Annotated in this window: 23 protein-coding genes; 8 read left to right on the top strand and 15 right to left on the bottom strand. The window is 71.2% G+C overall.

What is annotated here, in order from left to right:
* Positions 1 to 118: 118 nt before the first annotated feature.
* The 5 genes from ACIPYW_RS15505 to ACIPYW_RS15485 form a co-directional block, all read right to left on the bottom strand.
* Complete coding sequence (locus ACIPYW_RS15505) at positions 119 to 1,054, bottom strand: ABC transporter substrate-binding protein (RefSeq protein WP_400415083.1); 936 nt, start codon at positions 1,052 to 1,054, stop codon at positions 119 to 121.
* A complete protein-coding gene (locus ACIPYW_RS15500) occupies positions 1,051 to 1,791 on the bottom strand; it encodes an ABC transporter permease (protein WP_400415080.1) in 741 nt (246 codons plus the stop codon). Before ACIPYW_RS15500 ends, ACIPYW_RS15505 begins: the two co-directional genes overlap by 4 nt.
* Positions 1,788 to 2,513, bottom strand: coding sequence for an ABC transporter permease (locus ACIPYW_RS15495; protein WP_400415077.1), 726 nt, complete (start codon positions 2,511 to 2,513; stop codon positions 1,788 to 1,790). Before ACIPYW_RS15495 ends, ACIPYW_RS15500 begins: the two co-directional genes overlap by 4 nt.
* Entirely contained in the window at positions 2,510 to 3,376 is an 867-nt protein-coding gene (locus tag ACIPYW_RS15490) for an ABC transporter ATP-binding protein (RefSeq protein WP_400415075.1), read from the bottom strand. The genes ACIPYW_RS15495 and ACIPYW_RS15490 overlap by 4 nt, the downstream gene beginning before the upstream one ends.
* A gap of 180 nt (positions 3,377 to 3,556) precedes the next feature.
* Positions 3,557 to 4,204 (bottom strand): TetR/AcrR family transcriptional regulator, encoded by a 648-nt coding sequence (locus tag ACIPYW_RS15485; RefSeq protein ID WP_400415073.1) that lies wholly within the window; start codon positions 4,202 to 4,204, stop codon positions 3,557 to 3,559.
* 199 nt (positions 4,205 to 4,403) lie between these two features.
* Here ACIPYW_RS15485 and ACIPYW_RS15480 point away from each other — a divergent pair, with 199 nt between their 5' ends.
* Both ACIPYW_RS15480 and ACIPYW_RS15475 read left to right on the top strand, forming a co-directional pair.
* Positions 4,404 to 5,453: an App1 family protein gene (locus ACIPYW_RS15480; protein WP_290132071.1), complete on the top strand. Its 1,050-nt coding sequence runs from the start codon at positions 4,404 to 4,406 to the stop codon at positions 5,451 to 5,453.
* Positions 5,454 to 5,544: 91 nt separating this feature from the next.
* Positions 5,545 to 7,440 carry a glycoside hydrolase family 15 protein gene (locus ACIPYW_RS15475; protein WP_400415070.1) on the top strand — a complete coding sequence of 632 codons (1,896 nt, stop codon included), beginning with the start codon at positions 5,545 to 5,547 and terminating at the stop codon, positions 7,438 to 7,440.
* 93 nt (positions 7,441 to 7,533) lie between these two features.
* Here the strand turns inward: ACIPYW_RS15475 and ACIPYW_RS15470 are convergent, their stop codons facing one another.
* The 6 genes from ACIPYW_RS15470 to ACIPYW_RS15445 all read right to left on the bottom strand — a co-directional run bounded on the left by ACIPYW_RS15470 (position 7,534) and on the right by ACIPYW_RS15445 (position 14,502).
* Positions 7,534 to 8,907 carry a glucose-6-phosphate dehydrogenase gene (locus ACIPYW_RS15470; RefSeq protein ID WP_400415067.1) on the bottom strand — a complete coding sequence of 458 codons (1,374 nt, stop codon included), beginning with the start codon at positions 8,905 to 8,907 and terminating at the stop codon, positions 7,534 to 7,536.
* Between the two features lie 214 nt (positions 8,908 to 9,121).
* Positions 9,122 to 9,541, bottom strand: coding sequence for a cytochrome c oxidase subunit 4 (locus ACIPYW_RS15465; RefSeq protein WP_400415065.1), 420 nt, complete (start codon positions 9,539 to 9,541; stop codon positions 9,122 to 9,124).
* 4 nt (positions 9,542 to 9,545) lie between these two features.
* Complete coding sequence (ctaD, locus tag ACIPYW_RS15460) at positions 9,546 to 11,285, bottom strand: cytochrome c oxidase subunit I (protein ID WP_290132075.1); 1,740 nt, start codon at positions 11,283 to 11,285, stop codon at positions 9,546 to 9,548.
* A gap of 12 nt (positions 11,286 to 11,297) precedes the next feature.
* Positions 11,298 to 12,197: a cytochrome c oxidase subunit II gene (coxB, locus tag ACIPYW_RS15455; protein WP_290132076.1), complete on the bottom strand. Its 900-nt coding sequence runs from the start codon at positions 12,195 to 12,197 to the stop codon at positions 11,298 to 11,300.
* Between the two features lie 234 nt (positions 12,198 to 12,431).
* The gene (locus ACIPYW_RS15450) at positions 12,432 to 12,812 is read right to left on the bottom strand and encodes an iron-sulfur cluster assembly accessory protein (protein WP_058725877.1); all 381 of its coding nucleotides are present in this window, start codon (positions 12,810 to 12,812) and stop codon (positions 12,432 to 12,434) included.
* Between the two features lie 241 nt (positions 12,813 to 13,053).
* Entirely contained in the window at positions 13,054 to 14,502 is a 1,449-nt protein-coding gene (locus ACIPYW_RS15445) for a dipeptidase (protein ID WP_400415061.1), read from the bottom strand.
* 52 nt (positions 14,503 to 14,554) lie between these two features.
* Here ACIPYW_RS15445 and ACIPYW_RS15440 point away from each other — a divergent pair, with 52 nt between their 5' ends.
* Positions 14,555 to 15,130 carry a DUF3043 domain-containing protein gene (locus tag ACIPYW_RS15440; RefSeq protein ID WP_400415059.1) on the top strand — a complete coding sequence of 192 codons (576 nt, stop codon included), beginning with the start codon at positions 14,555 to 14,557 and terminating at the stop codon, positions 15,128 to 15,130.
* Positions 15,131 to 15,742: 612 nt separating this feature from the next.
* Here ACIPYW_RS15440 and ACIPYW_RS15435 read toward each other — a convergent pair.
* Genes ACIPYW_RS15435 through hisD form a run of 3 tightly spaced genes read right to left on the bottom strand, consistent with a single transcriptional unit; the run spans position 15,743 to position 18,615 of the window.
* Positions 15,743 to 16,819 (bottom strand): quinone-dependent dihydroorotate dehydrogenase, encoded by a 1,077-nt coding sequence (locus ACIPYW_RS15435; protein WP_400415057.1) that lies wholly within the window; start codon positions 16,817 to 16,819, stop codon positions 15,743 to 15,745.
* Complete coding sequence (nrdR, locus tag ACIPYW_RS15430; RefSeq protein ID WP_400415055.1) at positions 16,816 to 17,295, bottom strand: transcriptional regulator NrdR; 480 nt, start codon at positions 17,293 to 17,295, stop codon at positions 16,816 to 16,818. The genes ACIPYW_RS15435 and nrdR overlap by 4 nt, the downstream gene beginning before the upstream one ends.
* 12 nt (positions 17,296 to 17,307) lie before the next feature.
* The gene (gene hisD / locus ACIPYW_RS15425) at positions 17,308 to 18,615 is read right to left on the bottom strand and encodes a histidinol dehydrogenase (RefSeq protein WP_400415053.1); all 1,308 of its coding nucleotides are present in this window, start codon (positions 18,613 to 18,615) and stop codon (positions 17,308 to 17,310) included.
* A 72-nt stretch (positions 18,616 to 18,687) separates the two neighbouring features.
* Between hisD and ACIPYW_RS15420 the strand changes: the two genes are divergently transcribed.
* The 5 genes from ACIPYW_RS15420 (at position 18,688) to ACIPYW_RS15400 (ending at position 25,502) form a co-directional block, all read left to right on the top strand.
* Entirely contained in the window at positions 18,688 to 20,112 is a 1,425-nt protein-coding gene (locus tag ACIPYW_RS15420; protein WP_400415050.1) for a hypothetical protein, read from the top strand.
* Complete coding sequence (locus ACIPYW_RS15415) at positions 20,109 to 21,563, top strand: glycosyltransferase family 2 protein (protein ID WP_400415048.1); 1,455 nt, start codon at positions 20,109 to 20,111, stop codon at positions 21,561 to 21,563. Before ACIPYW_RS15420 ends, ACIPYW_RS15415 begins: the two co-directional genes overlap by 4 nt.
* The gene (locus tag ACIPYW_RS15410; RefSeq protein ID WP_400415046.1) at positions 21,563 to 24,163 is read left to right on the top strand and encodes a glycosyltransferase; all 2,601 of its coding nucleotides are present in this window, start codon (positions 21,563 to 21,565) and stop codon (positions 24,161 to 24,163) included. The genes ACIPYW_RS15415 and ACIPYW_RS15410 overlap by 1 nt, the downstream gene beginning before the upstream one ends.
* A gap of 92 nt (positions 24,164 to 24,255) precedes the next feature.
* Positions 24,256 to 24,411, top strand: a complete 156-nt coding sequence (locus tag ACIPYW_RS15405; RefSeq protein ID WP_176491703.1) for a hypothetical protein — start codon at positions 24,256 to 24,258, stop codon at positions 24,409 to 24,411.
* A 20-nt stretch (positions 24,412 to 24,431) separates the two neighbouring features.
* The gene (locus ACIPYW_RS15400) at positions 24,432 to 25,502 is read left to right on the top strand and encodes a glycosyltransferase (protein WP_400415045.1); all 1,071 of its coding nucleotides are present in this window, start codon (positions 24,432 to 24,434) and stop codon (positions 25,500 to 25,502) included.
* On the opposite strand, the gene ACIPYW_RS15395 is transcribed toward ACIPYW_RS15400, so the two are convergent.
* Positions 25,503 to 26,129 (bottom strand): SGNH/GDSL hydrolase family protein, encoded by a 627-nt coding sequence (locus ACIPYW_RS15395; protein ID WP_400415042.1) that lies wholly within the window; start codon positions 26,127 to 26,129, stop codon positions 25,503 to 25,505.
* Between the last annotated feature and the right edge of the window lie 77 nt (positions 26,130 to 26,206).

Raw genomic sequence — 26,206 nt, 5'->3', positions numbered from 1 at the left:
CGTGCAGGAGATCTGCACGGCACGGTTGTGCGGAACAAGCGTGCTGCGACGATGTCTCGCGGAACGACGACAGGCGCCGGGCCGAAGCCCGACGCCTGTCACTTCCCGTACCGCGGTGTTACAGCAGACCGTTGTCCTGCAGGAAGGCCTTGGCGACCGACGCAGCCGACTTCTGGTCGACCGAGTTCTGCTTGTTGAGGTCGATCAGGGCCTCCTGGGTGAGCTTGTCGTTCACCTTCTCGATGGCGTCGGCCGCCTTCGAGTCGAGGTCCTTCGAGACGATCGGCGTGACGTTGTTCGCCGGCACCAGGTGCTCCGGGTCCTCGAGGGTGACGAGGTTCTCGGTCTTGATGCTCGCGCTGGCCGAGTAGATGTCCGCCACCTGGGACTGGCCGCTCGTGATCGCCTTGATCGTGAGCGGACCACCGGAGTCGTTCTGCGCGTTGACCTCGCCGGTGATCCCGTACTTGGCCTTGAGCCCCTTCGGCCCGTACGCCGCCGTCGCGAACTCGGGGTTCGCGGCGATCGAGATCGTCCCCCCGATCTTCTTGAGGTCGGCGATGGACTTCAGGTCGTACTTGTCCGCGAGCTCCTGCGTGACGGTGTACGTGTCGGCGTCGGAGGCATCAGCCGACGGCAGGGCCTTGACGTCCGACGGGAGGGCGTCGGACAGGGCGGAGTTGATGCCGTCCGTCGTCGTCTCGGTCGTCGTGTCCTTGCCGTCCTCCTGCAGGAGGAAGTTGAGGAGGTTGCCGTTGTACTCGGGGAAGACGTTGATGCTCCCCTTCTCGATCTCGGGCCAGTACGCCTTGCGCTGCCCGATGTTGAGCTGACGCTTCACGGTGAAGCCCTCGTGCTCGAGCTCCTGCGCGTAGAGCTCCGCGATGATCTCGTTCGACGGGTAGGCCTGCGAGCCGACGGTGATGGTCTTGGAGGACCCACCGTCTGAGCCGGAGGACAGCGGGTCGCTCGAGGAGCAGCCCGCGAGGGCGATGGCCGCCGCGGACGCGACCGCGATGGTCGCGGCGAGGCGCCGGGTCGTTGCTGTGATCACGGGGTGGTTCCTTCCACAGGGGTTTGTGCTCGGCTGCCCGAGCGACGGGTGCTCCGGCGCGCATCACCCGACGTGCCTGCGGAGACACCCGCGGGCACGGCGAGCCGCTGCAGCGCGGCGAAGACGATCTCGGAGACGATGGCGAGGGCGATCACGAGGAGCGATCCCCCGAGGACCTCGACGTAGTCGGAGTTGGCGAGGCCGGAGAAGGCGTACCCGCCGAGGCCACCGGAGTTGATGTAGGCGGCGAGCGTCGCCGTCGCGATGACCTGCAGGACCGCAGCGCGGATGCCGCCGACGATGAGCGGCAGTGCGAGCGGGATCTCGACCCGGCCGAGGACCTGCCAGGCCGTCATGCCCTGGGCACGCGCGGCATCGATGGTCACACGGTCGATCGCCTCGACCCCGGAGTAGGTGCCCGCGAGGATCGACGGGATCGCGAGGATGACGAGCGAGATGATCGGCGCCTCGAGTCCCAGCCCGATCCACAGCGCCAACAGCGTGAGCACGCCGAGGGTCGGGAGCGCGCGGATGCCGCCGGAGATGCCGACCGCGAGCGAGCGGCCCTTGCCGGTGTGGCCGATCACGAGCCCGAGCGGTACGGCGATCACGATGGCGATGAGGACGGTGACGAAGGTGATCCCGAGGTGTTCGCCGAGCCGGACCAGGATCGCGTTCGACCCGGTGTTGTTCTCGGGCGCGAAGATCCAGGCGACGCCCTGTGCGAAGAGGTTCATGCGGACGCCCCCTCGGTGCGGACCTCACGAGCGGCGGCGCGGCGCACGGACCGCGCTGCACGGCCGGGGCCGCGGGTCCAGGGCATGACCAGGCGGCCGATCAGGACGAGCAGCCCGTCGATGACGAGCGCCAGGACGATGGTGAGCACGATGCCGGTGATGATCTCGACGCTGATGCCGCGCTTGAGGCCGTCGGTCAGCAGGAAGCCGAGGTTGGGGATGCCGAGCAGCGCGCCGACGGTCACCAGGCTCACGGTCGACACCGCGACGACGCGGATGCCGGCGAGCAGCACCGGGCCGGACAGCGGCAGCTCCACGCGGAAGAACCGCTGCGCGGGTGAGTAGCCGAGCGCCTCGGATGCGCGGACGACCTCGACGTCGACGGCGTCGATGGCGTCGGCCGCCGACCGGGCCATGAGCGCGATGCCGTAGACGGTGAGGGCGATGACGACGTTGACCGGGTCGAGGATGCTCGTCCCGAGGATGGCCGGCAGGGCGAGGAAGAACGGGAACGACGGGATCGCGTACAGCAGGCTCGCGACGACCACGATCGTGGAGCCGGTCGCGCGTGCAGCAGCACCACGTCGACGACGCAGCCGCGACACGAGCAGCCCGATCGGCACCGAGAGCAGGAAGCTGATGACGATCGGGGGGATGGACAACCAGACGTGTGCGACCAGGTTCGAGGTGATCGTGTCGAGGTTGCCCTGGATCCAGTTCACCGCTCGCCCTCGGACTGCGGCACGGCGGCCGCGGCGTCCACCACCTGCACCGGGCCCGTCAGGACCCCGGCAGCGCGGCCGTCGCCGTCCACGACGATCGGCCCGGTCGGCGTCTGCTCCACCCGGAGCGCGCGACGACCACGGCCGGCACCGATGAAGTTCGCGACGAAGTCGTCGGCGGGCTCGGCGAGGATCTCGGCCGGGGTGCCCTGCTGCGCGATCTCGCCGCCCTTCTTCAGGATGACGACCTGGTCGCCGAGCTTGAACGCCTCGTCGATGTCGTGCGTGACGAAGACCACGGTCTTGCCGAGCTCGCGCTGCAGGCGGATGAGTTCGTCCTGGAGGTCGTTCCGCACCAGCGGGTCGACGGCACCGAACGGCTCGTCCATGAGCAGGACGTTCGGGTCGACCGCGAGCCCGCGGGCGACGCCGACGCGCTGCTGCTGGCCACCGGAGAGCTGCGACGGGTACCGGTCGGCGAACGCGCGGTCGAGCCCGACGGTGTCCATCAGTTCGAGGGCACGTTCGCGCGCCTTCGCCTTGGACACGCCGGTCAGGAGCGGCACGGTCGCGATGTTGTCGACGACGCGTCGGTGCGGCAGGAGGCCGGCGTTCTGCATCACGTAGCCGATGCGGCGGCGGAGCTGCACCGGGTCGACGGAGGCGACGTCCTCGCCGTCGATGGACACCGAGCCCGAGGTCGGATCGACCATGCGGTTGATCATCCGGAGGAGCGTCGTCTTGCCACAACCGCTCGACCCCACGAAGACCGTGGTGGTCCGGGAGGGGATGACGAGGTGGAAGTCCTCGACCGCGGTGGTGCCGTCCGGGTACGTCTTGCGTACCGAGCGGAACTCGATCATGGGTGCCCTTCTGTTCGGAGGTAGCCCGACTCCGCACGAGAGTACCCGCGAGGACCGACACGGGTTCCGTCGTGACGCCCCGTGTCGCCTCAGGGACAGCGAGCACGACCGGGACGCCGACGCGACGACGCCCGCCACTCCTCTTCGGAGCGCGGGCGTCGGCGGATGGGCGGCTGCGACTCAGGCGTCGCGGAGGACCGTCTCGAGGTAGCTGTGCGTCATCGTGCGGTAGGCCTCGACCAGCGCCCGGTCGGGCTGGTCGCGGTCGGCGTGCGCCCGCGCGAGCACGGCGTGCCCCGACTCGGCGAGGACGGTCCACGCCCGGTCCACCGCCTCGCCCGCGGGCAGGTCGAAGCGCTCACGCATGACCTGGCCGACGGCGCCCCCGAGCGCGGCCATCCGGTCCTCGTCGTCCCCCGTGCCGGCGTCGGCGGTGTCGCCGAAGCCGATCGCACGGAACCCGGGCTCGGTGCGGTACATCTCGGCCGTCATGTCGATGAGCGCGTCGCAGCCGGCCTTCCAGTCGGTCGCGCCGCTGGACTCGAGCGCGTCGACGAAGCGTGCGGCCAGACGCTGGGTGCAGCGGATGGCCAGGGCCTCGACCACGGCGATGCGGTCCGGGAAGTAGCGGTAGACGGTGCCGATCGACGCCCCGGCGCGCTCCGCGACCATGGCCGTGGTCAGGCGCTCGAACCCGATCTCGTCGATGACCGCGGCGGCGGCGTCGAGGAGACCGGCGAGGCGCGCCGAACTGCGGGCTTGGACCGGCTCGTTCCTGAGCAGTGATGATCCCCCCGGCAGTGCGTTCGAAACCTCGGTGACGAGCACGTGTACTCCTTCTCGCGTCCTCGACGCGCTCCCCACGCGGTGGCCCGCGCGGTGCGTTGTGTTTCACCGTCCACACGACAGGTGCGCGGTGGTGTCCGGCCCATGGTCGCAGACTTCGTCTGGAACTCGGCTGCGACTCTCCCGGTCGAGGATGAGCGACCTCGGGTCCGGCGACGCCCCGGCGTGGAATGATGGGGCGATGCCCGACCCGACTCCCCACGAGCCGTCGCTGGCCGAGCCGATCCTGCACCGAGCGGCACGCATCGAGGACGCCGTACAGGAGTTCCGCGAGCAGCGCGCCCGTCGCCGCGGACTCGTCCCCACCGTGATCCCCTACACCGGGTACGGCGCCCCGGGCTGGGTCCGCGTCCTCGCGCGCGTGCTGCTCACCCGCCGCGGGCTCGCCTCGGACGCCTCGTACATCGGGGTCCGCGGGTGGCGCAGCTTCACGAGCGTGGCGGTCGACTCGGCCGAGGTCACGATCACGGCCGGCGGTCGCAGCCACGTCGTCCAGTCGGACCGCGGCGGTGTGGTCGACGCCATCGTCCCGATCGACCTCGAGCCCGGGTGGCGCACGATCGAGCTCTCCGCCGGGGGCACGCGGGCCGTCCAGGCCGACGTCTTCGTGGTGCACCCGGACACCCGCTTCGGGCTGCTCTCCGACATCGACGACACCGTGATGGTGACGAGCCTCCCCCGCCCGATGCTCGCGGCGTGGAACTCGTTCGTCCTCACCGAGCACGCACGACGTCCGGTGCCGGGCATGTCCGTCCTCTACGAACGTGTGCTCGCGCAGCACCCCGGTGCCCCGACGGTCTACCTGTCCACGGGCGCGTGGAACGTCGCGCCGACCCTGCAGCGCTTCCTCACCCGGAACATGTACCCGACCGGCACCCTGCTGCTGACGGACTGGGGGCCGACGCACGACCGCTTCTTCCGGAGCGGACAGCTGCACAAGCAGGAGAACCTCCGGCGTCTGGCCCGTGACTTCCCGGACGTGCAGTGGCTGCTCGTCGGCGACGACGGCCAGCACGACGAGTCGCTGTACGGCGAGTTCTCGCGGGAGCACCCGGACAACGTCGCCGCGGTGGCGATCCGGCAGCTCTCCACGAGCGAGGCCGTCCTCGCCGGTGGCCGCTCCAAGGCGCAGGAGCGGTCGCGTGACTCGGCGGCACCGTGGGTGTTCGCGCCGGACGGCGCCGGACTCTGGACGGAGCTGCAGCGCGTCGGGGTCGTCGAGGCCGACTGACACGCTCCCGGGCGAGCCCGCGGCAGCCGACCAGTTCCCGGGACGCGGCGCACCCGGCTGAGCACCTCTTCAGCGCAGCGTCCGCCGGGCGGTGGCGTGGTTCGATCGGGGCATGCACTCTGCGCGCATCGAGGACCACGCCCTGATCGGCGACACCTACACCGCGGCACTCGTCACGCGGGACGGCACGGTCGACTGGGCCTGTCTCCCCCGCTTCGACAGCCCGTCCACGTTCGCGGCGCTGCTCGGGTCCGCCGAGCACGGCGGCTGGTCACTGCGTCCCACCGACCAGGACGCCACCGTCCACCGTCGCTACGTCGGTGACTCCCTGGTCCTCTCCACGGTCTGGACGACGAGCACCGGCGTCGTCGAGGTCACGGACTTCATGCCGATGGGCGCACACCGGGCCTCGATCGTGCGTCGCGTCCGCGGACTCCGCGGGGAGGTCGAGGTCGAGCAGGTCCTGACGATCCGGTTCGACTACGCCAGGGCCCTGCCGTGGGTGCGGCAGATCGGCGGCGAGGAGGACCCCGCACTCCTCGCCACGGCCGGCCCCGGCTCGGTCGTCGTGCGCGGTCCGCGCTTCCGCTCGCACGACCGCCACCACCGGGCGACCACGACCGTGCGGGACGGCGAGGTCCTCGACACCGTCCTGACCTGGTACCCGTCCCACCGCGAGCCGCCGGAGCCCCTCGACGTGACCGCGGCACTGCACCGGACCACGCGCTGGTGGGAGGACTGGATGACGCCGGTCCGCACCCACGGCCGGTACGTCGACGCGACGCGACGGTCGCTGCTCCTCCTCCGCGCCATGACCCACGGTGAGACCGGCGGCGTCGTGGCGGCCGCGACCACGAGCCTCCCGGAGGACCCCGGCGGCGAACGCAACTGGGACTACCGGTACGTGTGGCTGCGCGACGCCTCGCTCGCCCTCGCCTCGCTGATCGCGCACGGGTACCGCGACGAGGCCGCGCACTGGCGCGGCTGGCTGCTCCGCGCGATCGCCGGCGACCCGGCCGACGTGCAGATCATGTACGGCGTCGCGGGCGAGCGGGACCTGCCCGAGCGCACCCTCGACGAGCTGCCCGGGTACGCGCACTCGACGCCGGTCCGGATCGGCAACGGGGCGTACACGCAGTACCAGGGCGACGTGTTCGGTGAGGTCCTCGCGGCCCTGCACGACGCCCGCGAGCTCGGCGTCGAGGAGAACGCCGACTCCTGGGCGCTCCAGCGGGCCCTGCTCGGGTACGTCGAGGAGCACTGGCAGGAGCCGGACAACGGCATCTGGGAGATGCGGGGACCCCGGCGCCACTTCACGCACTCCCGCGCGATGATCTGGGCGGCGTTCGACCGCGGCGTCGCAGCCGTCGAGGAGTTCGGCCTCGAGGGCCCGGTCGACCGCTGGCGCACGCTCCGCGAACAGGTGCGCGCCGAGATCGAGGAGCACGGCTGGAACCCGGAGCGGAACAGCTACCGGCAGCACTACGACACCGACGAGGTCGACGCGAGCCTGCTCGTGCTCCCGCAGATCGGCTACGTGAAGGCCGACGACCCACGCATGACGGGCACGGTCGCCGCGATCGAGCACGACCTCCGCACCGGCGAGGACGGACTGGTCCTCCGCTACCGCACCGAGGCCGGGTTCGACGGCCTGTCCGGCAGCGAGCACCCGTTCCTCGCCTGCTCGTTCTGGCTCGTCGAGCAGTACGCCGCCTCCGGCCGGATCGAGGACGCCGAGCGCCTCATGGACGTGCTCGTCGGCTTCGCGAACGATGTCGGCATGCTGTCGGAGGAGATCGACGTCGCGACGGGGCACCACATCGGCAACACCCCGCAGGCGCTGTCGCACCTGACGCTCGTCTCGGCGGCCGACGCGATCGCGCGCGCCCGCGGCGCGTCGGCGGGGCACCGCACGCGCCTCGCCGTCCACGACGGCGGCACGCGCTCCTGGACCGGTGAGGGCGAGCGCGCCGGCACCGCGTCCTGAGACCGCACGAGACGGACGGGAGGCACGGTGCCAGCTGGCACCGTGCCTCCCGTCCGTCTCCTGCGCCCGTTCAGGGCACGACAGGGGCGTCCGTCAGGACGAGCTCACCCAGTCCGCCGGGCCGCGCGAACCGGCGCGGTACTCCTCGAGCGGGACGTCGTTCGCCTTCCAGGCGTCGACGACCGGCTCGACGATCTCCCAGCAGCGCTCGGCCACGTCACCGCGGATGGAGAGCAGCGGGTCGTCGTGGAAGATGCCGTTGAGGACCTCGCCGTAGGGCGTGAGCTCACCGTCGTCGAACGACGAGGACAGCGTGACCTGGCCCATCTCGAACGGGTTGCCGCCGCCGTTCGCCGACACGCTCAGCTCGATCTCGTCCGGGTTCAGGACGATGCGCAGCGTGTCCTGCTTCGGCCGACCGGTCAGACCGGAGGGCAGGCGCGTGACGGGCTTGAAGGTGATGAGCACTTCCTTGCGGCTGGCGCCGAGCGCCTTGCCGGACCGGAGCGTGAACGGCACGCCGGCCCAGCGGGCGGTGTCGACCTCGACCTCGATCTCGGCCAGCGTCTCGGTGCCGCGCGTCTTGTCGACGCCGTCCTCGTCCTGGTAGGACGGCAGTTCCTTGCCGTCGATCGTGCCCTCGGTGTAGACGGCACGGCGGGACGCGACCTTGGGGTCGTCGCCCTTGAGCCGCGTCGACCGCAGCACACGGGCGAGCGAGGAACGGAACTCGACGGCGTCGATGGCGGCCGGAGCGTCCATCGTGACGAGTCCGAGGATCTGCAGCAGGTGCGACTGGATCATGTCGACGAGGGCGCCGGCCTCGTCGTAGTACTGCGCGCGGTTCTCGAGGCCGAGGGTCTCGTCGTAGAAGACGTCGACCTTCTCGATGTTGTCCGCGTTCCAGATCGGCTCGAAGAGGCGGTTCGCGAACCGCAGGCCGATGATGTTGAGCACCGTGGTGCGACCGAGGAAGTGGTCGGTGCGGTGCACGCGCTCCTCGGGGACGAGCTCGAGGACGGTCTTGTTGAGCGCCTCGGCACTCGCGACGTCGGTACCGAACGGCTTCTCGAACGCGAGCGTCGTGCCCTCGGGGAGCTCGACCTCCTGCAGCGCCTCGCAGATGTCCGAGGCGATCTGCGGCGGGAGCGCGAAGTAGAGGATCGGCTCGGCGTCGGCGGCCGCGAGGAGCGCCTCGAGGTGCTTCGGGTCGGTCGGGTCGCCCTGGATGAACTGCGTCGACTCGAGGGTCGCGTCGACCTCCGGGCCCTTCACGTCCTGCGACGCGAACGACTTCGTGACGACGTCCTTCCACTGCTCCTCGCTCCGGGCGCTGCGGCCCGTACCGATCAGCTGGACGGGAACCGCTCGACCGCTCTGCAGGAACGTGCCGAGGCCCGGCAGCAGCAGGCGGGAGGCGAGGTCGCCCGTCGCGCCGAAGATGATGAGGGTGCGCTTGTCGGTCACCTGAGGTGACTCCTTTCGCTGTGGTGGGGGTGGTCCGCTTCGAGTCAAGCCGCTTGCGGGCCGGGTTGTTCCCGGTTCGGGGCCGGGGAGTCGTTCTGGTGTGTCGCCCGGGTGGGGCTGCCGCTCGGTCGAGCGACCGTCGGCCGTGGTCCGGACGCACTTCGGGCGGCACCGGATGTGGTGCCGCCCGAAGTCCGTCAGGGGTTGGAGAAGGTCAGTGTCCGAAGTTCCCGCGGTAGTACTCGTAGACCCAGCCCACGAGCGTCACGGCAACGAACGCCATGCCGATCGGGACGAGCCAGAGACCGGCTGCGACGCCGAGGAAGCAGATGCCCACGGCGAAGGCCAGGAGGATCGGCCACCACGACCACGGGCTGAAGTGTCCGAGCTCGGCGTCACCGTCCTCGATGTTCGCGTCGGCGCGGTCCTCGGGGAGGACACCGCCCTGCGAGGACATGACCTTGCCGAGGTAGAACGCGATGAACGCGGACATGATCCCGGTGAGACCGATCGACACCGTGCCGACCCACTCGACGACACCGTTGTAGTAGATGATCGACCAGATCGTGTACGCGGCATCCGCGAGGATGAAGAAGACGAACAGGATCCAGAACAGGTTCTTGTTGGCGCGCATGGCGTTACTTCACCTCGCCCTTCGCGGCGTCGTAGGTCGGGGCGTCGGGGGCGTCCTTCGCCGGGCCCACACCGATCGGCACACCGGCCTCGGGGTGGTTCAGGTCGAACGCCGGAGACTCGGAACGGATCCGCGGGATCGACGTGAAGTTGTGGCGCGGCGGCGGGCAGCTGGTCGCCCACTCGAGCGAGCGGCCGTAGCCCCACGGGTCGTTCACGGCGACCTTCGGCGCGTTCCGCGCGGTGACGTAGATGTTGTAGATGAACGGCAGGAACGAGATCGCGAGGATCATCGAGCCGATCGTCGACAGCTGGTTCATCCACGTGAAGCCGTCGTTCGGCAGGTAGGTCGCGTAGCGACGCGGCATGCCGATGACGCCCAGCCAGTGCTGGATGAGGAACGTCGTGTGGAAGCCGATGAACAGCAGCCAGAAGTGGATCTTGCCGAGGCGCTCATTGAGCATCTTGCCGGTCCACTTCGGCCACCAGAAGTAGAACCCGGCGAACATCGCGAACACGACGGTGCCGAACACCACGTAGTGGAAGTGCGCGACGACGAAGTACGAGTCGGACACGTGGAAGTCGAGCGGCGGCGACGCCAGGATCACACCGGTGAGACCACCGAAGGTGAAGGTGATGAGGAAGCCGACGGACCAGAGCAGCGGCGTCTCGAACGTCACCGAGCCGCGCCACATCGTGCCGACCCAGTTGAAGATCTTCACGCCGGTCGGGACCGCGATGAGCATCGTCATGAGCGAGAACCACGGGAGCAGGACGCCACCGGTGACGTACATGTGGTGCGCCCACACCGTGACCGAGAGGGCCGCGATGGAGATCGTCGCGTAGACGAGGGTCTTGTACCCGAAGATCGGCTTGCGGCTGAACACCGGGAAGATCTCGGACACGATGCCGAAGAACGGCAGCGCGATGATGTAGACCTCCGGGTGGCCGAAGAACCAGAACAGGTGCTGCCAGAGGAGCGCCCCGCCGTTCGCAGGGTTGAAGATCTGGGCGTTGAACACGCGGTCGAGGCCGAGGCCGAACAGCGCCGCCGCGAGGACCGGGAAGGCCATCAGGACGAGGAGCGCCGTCACGAGGGTGTTCCACGTGAAGATCGACATGCGGAACATCGTCATGCCCGGGGCGCGCATCGTGATGATCGTCGTGATGAAGTTCACGGCGCCGAGGATCGTCGAGAAGCCGGTCATGCCGAGACCGAAGACCCAGAGCGTCCCACCGAGTCCCGGTGTGAACGTCGTGTCACTCAGTGGCGCGTAGGCGAACCAACCGAACGAGGCCGCACCCTGCGGGGTGAGGAAGCCGCCGACCGCGATGAGCGCGCCGAAGACGTAGAGCCAGAAGGCGAAGCCGTTGAGTCGCGGGAAGGCGACGTCCGGCGCACCGATCTGCAGCGGCATGATCGCGTTCGCGAAGCCCGAGAAGAGCGGAGTCGCGAAGAGCAGCAGCATGATCGTGCCGTGCATCGTGAAGAGCTGGTTGTACTGCTCCTTCGTCGCGACCACGTGCAGGCCGGGCTCGAAGAGCTGGGCGCGGATGACGAGCGCCATCACACCCGCGAGCAGGAAGAAGATGAACGACGCGATCAGGTACATGTACCCGATGGTCTTGTGGTCGGTGGAGGTGATCCACCGGACGATGATGTTGCCCTTGCGGCCCACCTTCGACGCCTGGAAGTCCAGGGTCGTGGTGCCTGCCGCCGGCTGGCCGACGAGCGACGTGGTCATCTGACGGAGCCCCTAATCGTTCTCGGACGCCGTCACGGGCGCCTTGTTGTTCGGTTCGTTCGTGTTGGTGTTGTACTCGTCGCCGAGGAGCCCCGTCTTGCCCTGCTCCGCGAGGGAGTCGAGGTACTTCTGGTACTCGGTCGGCGTGACGACCTTCACCTGGAAGAGCATGAGGGAGTGGTACTCACCGCAGAGCTCCGCGCACTTGCCCTGGTACGTGCCGAGCTTCTCGGGGATGAAGTACTCGTCGTTCTGCTTGCCGGGGATCATGTCCTTCTTGTAGAGGAAGTCGATCACCCAGAAGGAGTGGTTGACGTCGCGCGAGGACAGCTCGATGTGCACCTTCTTGCCCTGGGGCAGGTACAGCGTCGGGAGCTGCGACTCGTCGATCGCGCCGTTGGCGTTCTCTTCTTCCTGGGCCTGGATGCCCTGGTAGTAGACGCTCTTGGACTTGTCGTCCTCGTTGATGTAGTTGAAGTCCCACGCCCAGCGCTTGCCGTAGACGTGGATCGTCGCGTCGGCCTTGGCGAAGGGCTGCTCGATCGCGGCCTGGTCCTTCGCGGTGAAGGCGAAGAAGCCGAGCACGAGGATGAGCGGGACGATCGTGTAGAAGATCTCGAGCGGCATGTTGTACCGCATCTGCACCGGCAGGCCGGTCTGGCCCTTGCGACGGCGGTAGACGATGGCGGCCCAGATGATCAGGCCCCAGACGATCAGACCGACCGCGAGGAGGACGACCCAGCTGGTGGTCCACAGACCGACGATGCGGCTGGTGTGGTTCGTGACGTCGCGCGTCTCTTCCGTGCCGGGGAGCCATCCGTTGAGCTGCTGCTGCGTGCAGCCAGCCAGTGCGACGACCAGACCGACGGCCACCGGGATGGCCGCCCAACGTATACGGCGATTCGAACGCACTATGACCTCTCGCAAAGACGTGAACCCGGAGCGGCCGCGACACGAAGGTCGCTCATGGCCCGCTCCCAGCTTGGTTGGAACACTCCTAGCTTACTCGCAGCCGGGGACAGCTCGTGCCAACCCGGGTCCCGCGTGGCCCCGATCCGCAGCCGTCGACGCCGCTCTGACCGGGACGAACGCGAGCGGGGAGCGACCTGTCCGGTCACTCCCCGCTCGCGTGTCGGCTGGTGGGCGTCAGTGGAAGCTGTCGCCGCACGCGCAGCTGCCCTGCGCGTTGGGGTTGTCGATCGTGAAGCCCTGCTTCTGGATGGTGTCCTCGAAGTCGATCGTGGCGCCGTCGAGGTACGGGACGCTCATCTTGTCGACGACGACCTCGACTCCGGGCTCGAACTCGGCGGTGGTGTCACCGTCGAGCATGCGCTCGTCGAAGTAGAGCTGGTAGATGAGTCCCGAGCAGCCACCGGGCTGCACGGCGAGGCGCAGGCGGAGGTCGTCGCGGCCCTCCTGCTCGAGGAGGCTCGCCACCTTCGCCGCGGCCGCGTCGCTCAGCTGCACGCCGTGCGTCGGCGTCTCGGTCGCCGTGGCGGTCTGCGCTTCGGTGATGGTGTCGCTCATCGCGCGTCTCCCTCCGGGCGGTGCGGATCACCGCGCCTCGTGACGATTGTAAGCACGCGCCACCGACGCGCGCAGCAGGCGGGTGCGCGCTGTGGAGGGACGCAGCCCCGTAGAGAGCACGGACGGACGGGAGGCTCCCCACCCGGGACGGCCGACGCGCCGCTGGCGCGTCACGCCGGCACCGGCGGGCGTGGGCCCGGTGGCGGCGCCGCCACGGGCCTCCCGTCCGTCCTGCAGCGCGTCAGCGCGTCGCGAGCCGTGCCAGCAGGATCGTCTCGGACGCGATCGCGCGGTGCAGGACGCCGAGGTGCTGCGACTCGTTCGGGCTGTGCGCGCGGGTGTCCGGGTCCTCGACGCCCGTGACGAGGATCTGCGCGTCCGGGAACTCCGCAGCGAGGTCGGAGACGAACGGGATCGACCCACCGATCCCCTGCTCGACGGCGTCGGCGCCCCATCCCTCGCGCATCGCCGTCCGCGCGTCCTGCACGGCCCAGCCGGCGGTGTCGACGAGGAAGCCGTCACCGGCGTCGGGCTCGCTGATCTCGAGGCGGGCGCCGAACGGCACGTGTGCCCGGAGGTGGCGCTCGACGGCCTCGTACGCGTCGGCCGCGGACTGACCGGGGGCGATCCGGACCGAGACGCGCGCCGAGACCGTGGGCAGGAGCGTGTTCGACGCGTTCGCGACGCTCGGTACGTCCATGCCGGTCACGGTGATCGACGGCTGGAACCACATCCGGCTGAGGACCGGACCGGTGCCGACCGGACGGACGCCCGGCAGCAGGGCGGCGTCGGACGCGAGCTCCTCGTCGGAGCGCTCGGGGACCGGGCCGTCGTACGAGGTGAGCCCCTCGACCGCGACCGAGCCGTCGTCGTCGTGGAGCGAGGCGAGGAGGCGCACCATCGGGATCATCGCGTCGGGGGCCGCTCCGCCGAACATGCCGCTGTGGCTCGCGTGCTCGAGCGTCGTCAGGGTGAGCTTGAACGTGACGTTGCCACGGAGGGACACCGTGATCGACGGGACCTCGGCGGACCAGTTGTCGCTGTCGGCCACCACGATGACGTCGGCGGCGAGGTGCTCCTTCTGCTCGCGGAGGAAGGTGCGGAACGACCGGGAGCCGAACTCCTCCTCACCCTCGACGAACAGCACGACACCGAGGTCGAGGTCGTCACCGAACTGGGCGTGGAGGGCGCGGAGCGAGGCGATGTGGGTCATCACGCCGGCCTTGTCGTCCGAGGCGCCGCGGCCGTAGAGGCGGTCCCCGCGGAGGGTCGGCTCGAACGGCGGCGTGTCCCAGAGTGCGTCGTCGCCCTGCGGCTGGACGTCGTGGTGGGCGTAGAGCATCACCGTCGGCTTGCCGTTCCGGGCGGGGCGGACGGCGAGGACGGCGGGCTGGCCGAGCTGCTCGTCCGCGTGTTCCTCGGCGACGTCGGACGAGGTGCCCTCGAACGCGGAGCGGACGATCCGGACGTCGTCCGCGGCGAACACCCCGGTCGACCGGGCCAGGTCCGCGACGGCCTCGGCGCTCGCCCGCACGTTCGCCGGGTCGAACGCCGACCACGACACCGAGGGCAGGCGGACGAGGGCGGACAGGTCGGCGATGGTCGCCGGCAGCGCCCCCTGCACGTGTTCGCGCAGGGCGTTGAGGAGTGCGGGGTCGGTGGCTGCTGCGTGCTGGTCGGTGTCGGTCATGTCCCGTAATCTAGAGGACGATCCAGCACGCAACCGCAGTCAGGAACGCACCGTGGCGAAGGCAGCCCCCAAGACCAACACGACCGTCAACCCCGCCGAGGACGAGCTCAGCGAGCAGGGCAAGGGCCGGCCGACGCCGAGCCGTCGTGAGCGTGAGGCTGCGAACCGTCGCCCGCTCGTCGGCAACTCCCCCGCCGACAAGAAGGCCGCGCGTGCCCGCCTGAACACCGAGCGCGAGAAGGCCCGCGTCGGCATGGCCAACGGCGAGGAACGGTACCTCCCGGCGAAGGACCGCGGCGAGCAGCGTCGGTTCGTGCGCGACTGGATCGACGCCCGCTGGAACGTGGGCGAGGTCATGATGCCCGTGCTCGTGATCTTCCTCATCCTCGGGTTCGCCGCCGCGCAGACCGTGCTCGCCTCGTACGCGCTGCTGCTGGTGTGGGCGTTCGTGGCGCTGTTCGTCATCGACTGCGTCGTCCTGTGGCTGTCCCTCCGCAAGAAGCTCACGAACAAGTTCGGCTCGATGCAGCGCGGGACCTTCCTCTACATCCTCACGCGGGCGTGGCAGCTGCGGTTCCTCCGCCTGCCGAAGCCGCAGGTGCGCCGCGGGCAGTACCCCGCCGTCTGACCTGGCTCGTCCCCCGCGGAGCGCCGCTCGACCTCGGTCGGGCGGCGCTCCTGCGTGTGGGGCGAGGGCGCGGGCGGCGCGGCGCAGGGCGGCGCGGCGTGGCGCAGAGCGGCGCGGCGTGGCGCGGCGCGACGTGCGCGGGCCCGGACGCACCCGGCGGGGGACGCGGGTTGGTCGCACGACATGCCGCTCACGTTCGGCTGGGCCGACCGATCGTGCGACCAACTCGACCCGCGCACGGCACGTCGTGCGACCGAACGGCGGGGACACACGAGACAACGCGTCACGTCACGACACGACACGACACGACACGACCCGACACCGGACGGGAGGCGCGGGGCGGACCGGCACCGTGCCTCCCGACCGGTGGTCCGTCGGTGCGGGCCCTCGACTCGCCGTCCACGAGACCGCCAGCGAGCACGACGTCTTTCGTCCACGCGGCCGCATGGCCGCCCCGGGACGGTCGCCCTCCGGACGGTCGCGACTCCCCGTCACCGAGAGGGCCGACGGTCACGAACCGTCGCCTGACCACGCCGAGAGCGACACTGCGCGACCACTCGACGGAACCGAGCGGGGTGTCTGACCTCTGCGGGCCGACCCCACCATGCGGCGTCAGCGCGCGGCGCGCCGCAGCCGACGACGACGCAGGTGGTTGATCCGCGCTGCCCAGGTCGGCCCCTCGTAGAGGAACGCCGTGTAGCCCTGCACGAGCGTCGCCCCCGCGTCGATCCGGTCCTGCACGTCCCGCTCGCTCGTGACCCCGCCGACCGCGATCACGCAGAAGTCCTCGGGCACGGCCGCACGGACGCGGCGCAGGACCTCGAGCGAGCGCGCGGCGAGGGGCGCGCCGGAGAGTCCCCCGGCGCCCATGGCCTCGACGTCGGCCACGGGTGTCTTCAGCCCCGGGCGGTCGATCGTGGTGTTGTTGGCGATCACCCCGGCGAGTCCCAGCTCCACCGCGAGCCCGGCGATCGCGTCGATCTGCTCGTCCGTGAGGTCCGGCGCGATCTTCACGAGCACGGGCGTCCGGCCGGCGGCGTCCCGCACGGCGGTCAGGAGCGGCCGCAGCTGGTCCAGCTCCTGGAGGCCACGGAGCCCCGGGGTGTTCGGCGAACTGACGTTGACGGCGAGGTAGTCGGCGAACGGCGCCAGGAGCCGGGTGGACTCGAGGTAGTCGTCGATGGCGTCCGCGACGTCGACCACGCGGCTCTTGCCGATGTTGACGCCGATGACCGGGCGGCCGGGGTTGCGCCGGGCCCGTTCGAGCCGGCGCGACGCCGCGGGAGCGCCGTGGTTGTTGAACCCCATGCGGTTGACGAGCGCGCGGTCCGGGATGAGCCGGAAGAGCCGGGGCTTCTCGTTGCCCGGCTGCGGCTTCGCCGTGATCGTGCCGACCTCGACGTGCCCGAATCCGAGCACCCCGAGCCCCCGGATGCCCTTGGCGTCCTTGTCGAACCCGGCGGCGAGGCCGAACCGCGACGGGAAGTGGATCCCCATCGTCGTGATGCCGTCCGCCGCCGACGGGCGCGAGGACCGCTCGACGAGCCGGCCGATGAACGGCACGTGCGGGATCACCCGGATCACGGCGAACGCCAGGTGGTGGGCCCGTTCCGGGTCCATGTTCGCGAACACCGAGCGGAAGACGACCTCGTACCCGCCGCGGATCGCCCGCTCGACGCCGACGCTCACGCGTCAGCACCCCCGGCGCGGGAGGCTGCGTGGTGGTCGAGGCGGAGCTGCCCGATGGCGTCCTCGAAGTCCTCGAGGGAGTCGAAGGCCTGGTACACGCTCGCGAAGCGGAGGTAGGCGACCTCGTCGAGCTCTCGGAGCGGGACGAGGATCGCGAGCCCGATGTCGTTCGCGTCGATCTGGCTCGACCCGGACGAGCGCACGGTCTCCTCCACCCGCTGCGCCAGGACCGCGAGGTCGCCGTCGGTCACGGGGCGGCCCTGGCACGCCTTCCGCACGCCGGAGACGATCTTGTCGCGGCTGAACGGCTCGGTCACGCCGTTGCGCTTCACCACGTTGAGCGACGCGGTCTCGGTGGTCGAGAAGCGGCGCCCGCAGTTCGGGCACTGGCGACGGCGACGGATGGAGGTGCCGTCGTCGCTCGTGCGGGAGTCGACGACGCGGGAGTCCGGGTGGCGGCAGAAGGGGCAGAACATGTCGGACCCAGGCTACCGGCTCGTGCGCTCCGTCACGGCGGCACCGTGCGCCGGCAGCTGCTCCTCCGTCGCGAGCGCCACGATGTGCGGCGCGACCTCGGCGAGGGCCTCCGGCGAGTACCGGATGACCTGCTGCGGCCGGAGGAACGTCGACGCGGAGAGCCCTGACCCGAAGCGGGCCTGCCCACCGGTCGGCAGGACGTGGTTCGACCCGGCCAGGTAGTCGCCGAGGCTGACCGGCGTGCTCGGCCCGACGAACACCGCCCCGGCAGCGTCGATGTCGGCGAGGACCGCGTCGTCGTCGGCGGTCTGGATCTCGAGGTGCTCCGGCCCGTACGCGTTGCTCACGGTCGCGGCGTCCGCGAGCGAGTCCACGAGGACGACCGCCGACTGCGGTCCGTCCAGGGCGACCTGGAGGCGCGTGGCGGTCCCGACGCGCGCCGTGCGTTCCGGGATCGCCGCTTCGACCGCGTCGGCGAACGTCGCCGAGGTGGTCACGAGGACGGCGCCCGCCTGCTCGTCGTGCTCGGCCTGGCTGACGAGGTCGGCCGCGACGTAGCCGGCGTCGGCCGTGTCGTCGGCGATCACGAGGATCTCGGTCGCCCCGGCCTCGGAGTCGATGCCGACGGTACCGCGGACGATCCGCTTCGCCGCCGCGACGTAGTTGTTCCCGGGCCCGGTCACGAGGTCGACCGGCTCGAGGTCGATCTCCGGCACGCCGTACGCGAGCGCACCGATCGCCCCGGCGCCGCCCATCGCGTAGACCTCGTCGACGCCGAGGAGCCCGGCCGCCGCGAGGATCGTCGGGTGCACGTGTCCGCCGTGGTCGCGCTGCGGCGGGGACACGAGCGCGATCGACCCGACACCGGCGACCTGCGCCGGCACGACGTTCATGACGACGCTCGACGGGTACACGGCCTTGCCGCCCGGGACGTAGAGCCCGACGCGGCGCATCGGCTGCCAGCGCTGGTGGACCTCGGCACCGTCGGCGAGGGTCGTCACCGAGCCGGCGGGCACCTGTGCGGCGCTCGCGGCACGGACGCGGCGGATCGCTTCGTCGAGCGCTTCCCGCAGGGCCGGGGTCAGCCCGGCCACTGCGGCGTGGATCTCCGCCGCGGGGACCCGGACGTGCGACGGCGCTCCCCCGTCGAACCGTTCCGCCTGCTCGTGCAACGCCGAGGCCCCGTGCTCCCGCACCGCGTCCACGAGCTCGCGTGCGGCATCGACGGCGTGCGAGACGTCGCCGGCGGCGCGGGGCATGAGTCGGAGGAGTTCGGCACGGGCGGGCAGGCCGCCGCGGAGGTCGATTCGCTGCATCATCAGGTCGCCAAGCCTACCGAGCACCCCCGACCGGCCCCTGCGGCCTGTGGACGGCCGCTAACGTGAGGGTCGATGAACTTCGAGAAGGCGCGACGCCTCGTCACCGACCTCGTGCGCGTGAACGAACGGTACGCACGCGACGGCCACTACCGGAACGACGTCCGCGAGCGGCTGGGACGCACGGTCTCCCGCGTGGACGTCCGCGTGGCGCGACGCGAGCGCGACCGTGCTCCGCTCGCCGCCCGGCCGTTCGAGGGGCTCGTCGAGACCAGCCTCGCGATCGCCGGCATCCGGACCGTCGACCGGGACCCCGAGGTCGTCCTCGTCGTCGACGAGCTGCGCGAGGGGGCGGCGTTCGCCGGCGTCCAGACCGCCCTCGCGGTCGCCCTCGCACTCGGCGAGCGCACCGGCCGCCGGGTCCGCGTCGTGATGGTGCGCTGGACCACCCCCGGCAACAGCGCCGCCGCGGCCGAGGCCCTGGTCGCCGAGCGCTTCCCGGAGTCCCGCGTCGACGGTCGCCCAGGCGTCCGCGTCGTGCGGCGCGAGGACGTCCTCGACGAGACGTTCGGCCGCGACGACGTGTGGATCGCCACGCACTGGAAGACGGCGCACCCGCTCGACGTCGCCGTCACCGCCGGGGTCGTGTCGCGGGACCGCGTCGTCTACCTCGTGCAGGACTACGAGCCCGGGTTCAGCCCGTGGTCGACCGAGTACGCGGTCGCTGCCTCGACCTACCGTGCCGGCTTCCGGATGCTCGTGAACTCCGAGCCGCTCCGGCAGTACCTCGGTGAGGTCGAGGACGTCGACGTCCCCCGTGACCGGTCGTTCGCGCCGCACCTCGACCTCGAGCTGCTCGAACGCGTCGCAGCGGCCCGGCAGCACGAGGAAACCGTGCGCGTGCTCTTCTACGGGCGTCCGAGCAAGCACCGCAACCTGTTCCGGCTCGGCGTCGCGGCCCTGCGTGTCGCGGTGCAGGAACTCGAGGCCGACGGGCTGCGGGTCGAGTTCCACTCCGCGGGCGAGCAGCACGGCGACGTGGAGCTCGACGGGGGTGCCGGCGACGTGAAGCTCGTGTCGCACGGGACGATGCCGTGGGACGACTACTTCCGCTTCATCGCGTCGACGAACGTGGTGCTGTCGCTGCAGCACAGCCCGCACCCGAGCCACCCGCCGTTCGACGGGGCGATCTCGGGCGCGCGCGTCGTCACGAACGAGTTCCGCGACACCCGGGGGCACCTGCACCCGAACCTGACGGCGGTGCCGGCGGACGCACGGTCCCTGGGCCTCGCCGTGGCAGACGCGGTCCGGCGGGCAACAGCCGAGGGGCCGACCCCGTTCGCACCCGTCGCCGACGGTGCGCTCGGCGGGCCGCTCGACGCCGCCGTCGACGCCCTCGCCACGGCGCTGCAGCAGGGCGAGGCAGCCGCCGGAGCGCACAGTGCAGCCGCCACGACCAGCGAGAGCACCACCGACCCCGCCGAGGAGCAGCCCCGATGACCCGCACCACCCTCGTCGTCGTGCCGGTGTACGGCGACCTCGAATCGCTCCTCCGCTGCGTGGACGGCCTCGTCGAGCACCTCGACACCGACCGCCACCGCGTCCTGCTCGTGAACGACTGCGGCCCCGACGCCGACACCATCGAGCGTGCACTCCTCGACCGCACCGCCGGCCTCCCGGGGTTCCGGTACGAGCGCAACGACCACAACCTCGGCTTCGTCGGCACGTGCAACCGCGCCGTGACGGAGCTCGACACGGGAAGCGGGCACGACGCCGACGAAGCCGTCCTCCTCCTCAACAGCGACGCCGTCCCGACGGCCGGGTTCCTCGACGCCATGCTCGCCGTCCTCGACGAGGACCGCACCGGCGTCGTCACCGCCCGCAGCGACAACGCCACGATCGCGAGCATCCCCTACCGCCTGACGAACCGCGGCGCGGCCCGCACCGAGGAACGCACGCGCGAGGTCTGGTCCGCGATCGCGCCGCTCCTGCCCGCGTCGCAGGTCCTCCCCGTCGCGATGGGGTTCTGCTTCCTGACCCGCCGCGAGCTCGTCACCGAGCACGGCCTCTTCGACGAGACGTTCGCCCCCGGCTACGGCGAGGAGAACGACTACTGCCTCCGCATCGCCGCACACGGCTGGCTCGCCAAGATCGCCAACCACGCCCTCGTCCTGCACGCCGGCGGCAAGAGCTTCTCGGGCAACCGGAACGCGCTCCGCGCCGCCCACCAGCGCGAGCTCGAGCGGCGCTGGCCGTTCTTCCCGGACGCGGTGGCCGCCTACCAGCGGCACGGCACGACGGCGACGGAGCGCTTCGCCGACGTGCTCGTCCCGGCCGGTCCGGCAGCGCGGCTGGCGGTCGACCTACGGCACGTCGCCGACGCGGACGCGCTGGTCCGGCAGATCGACGCGGCCTTCGGGGACGGTTTCGCCCTGGAGGCACGGCTCCCCTCCGGCACGTCGGCCCCCGACTCGTGGACGGTCACCTCCGACGAGCCGAACCCGGACGACCTCGTCACGGTCCAGCTGCTCGTCGACCCGACCCCGGCCGACCTCGTGACGGCGAACCGCCGCGCAGCCCACTGGGTCGTCGTCGACACCGGCGCCGCCGACGTCCCCTGGTCGTCGGCGCAGTACCGCGCCGGATCGGCTCGGGTCGCCGACCTCGTCCGGCCGTTCGCGGAGGTCGTGACCCCCGACGAGCTCGACAGCGCGCGGGAGGGCGTGGAGAACAGCATGCTCGCCCCGCTCGACGGCACCTCGGCCGCGCTCGAACGACGCTGGGCCGCGTTCCTGCCGCTCGACCTCGCCGCGGCGCAGGCGAGCGCGGTGTCGTCGTCCGACGAGGTCACGCGGCTCCGCCGGGAGCTCGACGACCTCCGCGCGAGCCGCTCGTTCCGCACCGGCCAAGCCATCGCCAAGGTCGCGTCCCGCCTCCCGGGGCGCCGCTGATGCCCGGCGGCAGGAACGGCCAGGACGGCCTCGGCCGGATCGCACGCGGCCTCGCCCGACGACTCCGCGGTCCGGAACGTCCCCTGACCGTGACGGACCGGCTCGACCGCTGGGCCGCCCGCATCGTCGAGTTCGGCATCGTCGACCGCGCGTACCTCGAGGCGCAGACCGGCCGGACCTTCCCGACCGACGCCGAGGCGGTGTCGTTCTACGTCCACAACGACGGTCGGCGCGGGCTGTCGCTCAGCCCGCTCGTCGAACCCGAGTGGATGCGCGAGCACCAGCCCGACGCCCGGATGTCCTGGTACGACGCGCTCCACCAGGAGGGGCCCGAGCTCTTCCAGACCGGTCCGCTCTTCGACGCCGGGGTCTGGGCGGCGTCGCGGCCGGAGGGTCGCCGACCGGCGACCACGCTCGATGCCCTCCGCGACTTCCTGCGCGAGGCGACCGACGAGACCGCGCTCCCCGTGCCTCCCGGCCGACGCGGTGCTGCACCGACGTGGGCCGCTGCGCGCGACGTCGCCCTCACCAACGCACGCGCGTACGCGGCAGCACAACACCGAACGCGCCGCCGCTACCGGCAGCAGTGGGACGGGCCGAGCACCGACGAGGCGCTCGCGGCGCTCCGTCGCGGGGCCGCCCGCCGTGACACGGAACGCCCCCTGGTGTCCGTCGTCATGCCGGTGTTCCGGCGACCCGACGTCGTGACGGCCGCGATCCGCTCCGTGCAGGCGCAGACGTACACGCACTGGGAGCTGCTCGTCGTCGACGACGGCTCCGGCGACGACACGCTCGACGTCGTGCGCGCCGCTGCCGAGGGCGACGACCGCGTCCACGTGCACGAACGGCCGAACGGCGGCGCCGGGGCAGCCCGCAACACCGGCCTGGCGGCGGCACGGGGCGAGCTCGTCGCGTTCCTCGACGCCGACAACACGTGGCGGCCGGAGCACCTCGCCGCCGCCGTCGCCGGGGTCCTCGAGACCGACGCGCCCGGTGCGCACACGGGCCTGCGGATGGTCGGCGCGAACAACGACGACGACGCGACCGCGCCCACCGAGACGTTCCGCGGCGAGGACGGCACCGTCGAGGACCTCCTCGCCGGCAACTTCATCGACCTCAACGCACTCGTCGTCCGGCGCGACGTCGCCGACGCCGTCGGGCCCTTCGACGAGACGCTCCGCCGCTGGATCGACTGGGAGTGGCTGCTGCGCATCGCCCGGCACGCGGGCATGCCCGTGTACGTGCCGGTCATCGGCGTCGACTACGACAACGTCCGCGACGTCCGCCGGGTGTCCTCCGGGCAGCCGGCGTCGTGGCAGGAGGTCGCCCTCGCGCGCCACCGCCTCGACTGGGACGCCCTCGCCGCCGCACCGCGCACCACGGGCCGCGTGTCCGTCATCATCCCGACGTACCGCGACTGGACGATGACCCGCCGGGCCGTCGACGCGGTCCTCGGCGCCGCCGACCACGACGGCGACGACGTCGAGGTGGTCGTCGTCGACAACGGCTCGCCCCGCTCGGTCTCCGGCGTGCTCGACGCCTGGTTCCGCGACGAACCCCGCGTCGTGCTGCAGCGTGAGGACCGCAACCGCAACTTCGCGCTCGGCAGCGACCTCGGGCTCGCCCGCTCCACCGGCGACGTCGTGGTGATGCTCAACAACGACACCGAGGTGACCACCGGGTGGCTCCGACCGCTCGTCACCGCGCTCGACGACCCGACCGTGCTCGGCGTCCAGCCGCTGCTGCTCTACCCGGACGGCATCGTGCAGGCCGCCGGCACCGTGTTCGGCGGCGACAAGGTCCTGCCGTGGCACTTCCTCGGCGAGCACCCGCGGTACGACGCGACCGCTGCTCTGTCGGACGCGACTGCCCGTCGCTTCTCGGCGATCACGGCCGCCGCCGCGGCCTTCCGTGCCGCGGACCTCCTCCGCTGGCACGGCTTCGACCCGGTGTACGCGAACGGTCTGGAGGACGTCGACCTCTGCCTCCGCGCCCTCGCCGACTCCCCCGACGGGTCGGCCTTCCTCGTCGAGCCCGCGTCCGTCGTCGTCCACCACGAGAGCCGCACCGAGGGCCGGGACGACGCCCGCATCGAGAACCGTCGGGTGTTCGACGAGCGGTGGCGCGGACGCTACCCGGCTGCCGACGCCGCATGGCGGTACGAAGCAGCAGGCCTGCAGTACGCCGGGGTCGCGCCGGGGATGCCGAAGGGGCACGCGGTCATGGTGCGGTCGTCGCGACCGGTCGTGGTGCGGGCACCCGATCCTGTCGTGTCGCCTGCCGCTCACGCCGGCGCCTCGCTGCGCGTGGCGCTGAAACACGACGGGTCGCGTCCGCAGGACGTCGCCGCCCTCGTGTCCGGCCTGGAGGCACTGGGTCACCTCGTGCAGGTCGACATCCCGTCCGCCTGGTACCGCGGTTCGAGTGGGCTCGACGACGTGACCGTGCTGGTCGCGTCCGGTACGAGCAACTGGGTGCCGCAGCCCGGGGCACTGAACGCCGCCTGGGGCGCCGTCAGAGCTGAGGAAGACTACGCGGTCGTCCTGCCGTCCGATCGTCCGGCAGCGGCCATCCTGGAGTCGATCACAGCAATCGGCTAGCCAGCCGACAGTCCGCTGATCCAGTGGGTTCGTTCACGGTTCTCCGAGGCTTCCGCAGCCATCTGTTAACCACGGCGGAGGACGATCGAGGCATGTCGCTCCTCTCCGATGCCATCCGCTCGACGTTCACCGTCAGGTGTGTCGTCTGCGGCGCCGTCATCAGCAAGCGAGCTGCACTCGACCACGACGGACTGGCGTTCTGCTCGGTCCTGCACGAAGCCGAGTACATCGTCGCCACGCTCGACTGAGCGCCCCGTAGGATCGGGCGGTGCCCGATCGCTCCCTCGTGGTGTTCCCGGCCTACCGGGACAACCCCTACCTCAACCTGATGCTCCTCGCCCCCCGGGCCGCGGGTTGGAACGTCGTCGAGACACTGCGGCTCGAACAGCTCGAAGGGCACCTCGGGCACCTCGGCGGCGGTGACGTGTTCCACATGCACTGGACGTCACCGATCGTGCAGCGCGCCGACGACGACCACGAGGCCGCCCGGGCGCGGCTCGACCGCTTCCGGACCGCCGTCGATGCCGCCCGTTCGCGCGGCGCCAGACTCGTCTGGACCATCCACAACGTCCTCCCCCACGACGCACGGCACCTCGACCTCGAACTCGAACTGGACCGGTACCTCGCCGCCACAGCCGACGTGGTGCACGTGATGAACTCCGACACCCCCGCAGCCGTCTCGGAGTACTACCGGCTCGACCCATCGCGCGTCGTGCGCATCCCCCACCCGAGCTACCAGGGCGTCTACCCGGCCTCCTCGTCGCGGGACGACGCACGGGACGCCCTCGGGCTCGCGCCCGACGACCGGGCCGTGCTCGCCTTCGGGCAGATGCGCCCGTACAAGGGCCTCGACCTGCTGATCGAAGCCGTGCGGACACTCGCACCCGCCGAGCGTCCAGTGCTGCTGCTCGCTGGCCGGACCTCTGACGAGGACCGCGCGACCATCGACACGATGCTCGGCGACGACCTCCGCGCCGTCCGTGAGCACGACCACGTCGAGGACGTCGACGTCCAGCGGTGGTTCCGGGCCGCCGACGTCGCGGTGTTCCCCTACCGACGCGTCCTCAACTCGGGCGCGCTGCACCTCGCCGCGTCGTTCGAGGTGCCGGCCGTGCTGCCGGACGAGCCGCACCTGCGCGCGGAGTTCGGCGGCGAGGGGTGGGTGCGGTGGTTCGACCCGGCCGACGCGGTGACGTCGCTCGCGGGGGTGCTCGCCGGGCCGGTGGGTGCTGCGGAGGGAGCCACTGGGTTCAGTCGGCGGCTGGCGCCGTTCGGGCGGTCGCGGGAGTACGCGGGGTTGCTCGACGAGGTGGCTGGGGTCGGAGCGACCGCGCGCTGATCAGGCGCCAAGAGCGGACGGCAGGGTCCGCGATTCGAGGATGATCCGACGGAAGGACTCGCCGAGGATGCGGTACTGCTCCGGGCCTGCCGGGTGGGTCCCGTCGGTGCTGAAGCCGGGTGCCCAGTCGTCGCCATCGCGCGCGGCGGCCCAGGGGTCGACCCAGGTCCAGCCGCGCTCGGCCACGACGTTCCGCAACTCCTTGCCGTAGACGAGCGCTGCCGCTGCGTGCGCACGGTACGGCGGGATCGACGAGACCAGCACGCGCTTCGGCCGGATGACCTCGACGATCCGTTCGTAGGCGGCGGTCTCCTGCGCCATCGTCCGGCCGGTGCGGACGGCGTTCGTGCCGGCGAGGACCACCAGGACATCGACGGCGTCGATCGGTTGCACGGCTTCCGCCATCTCGTCCGGTGTGGCACCTGAGCGCGCCCACCCGCCGACGTACTCGATGCCGTCGCCGTCGGCGTAGGCCATCCACGCCTCATCGTCGAGCCCGTTGCCGAGGAACCGCGACCGACCTGCCGAGAGCGAGTCACCGACGACGGCGACTCGTAGCGGTGCGACCCGCGCGTCGGATTCTGCGGCCCGCGGGGAGTCCGTCGCCTCGGATGCCGGAACGATCACGAAGGCACCTGCCAGCACAGCCAGCAAGCCGAGGACGAGCAAGAGAGGGAGGACGCGCCGCACCCTCCTATTGTGCG

Source organism: Curtobacterium sp. NPDC089689 (assembly GCF_044749145.1).
In the GTDB taxonomy this organism is placed as follows: domain Bacteria; phylum Actinomycetota; class Actinomycetes; order Actinomycetales; family Microbacteriaceae; genus Curtobacterium.
Note: the sequence above shows the minus strand (reverse complement) of the source record. Positions and strands in the feature narration are given on the sequence as shown.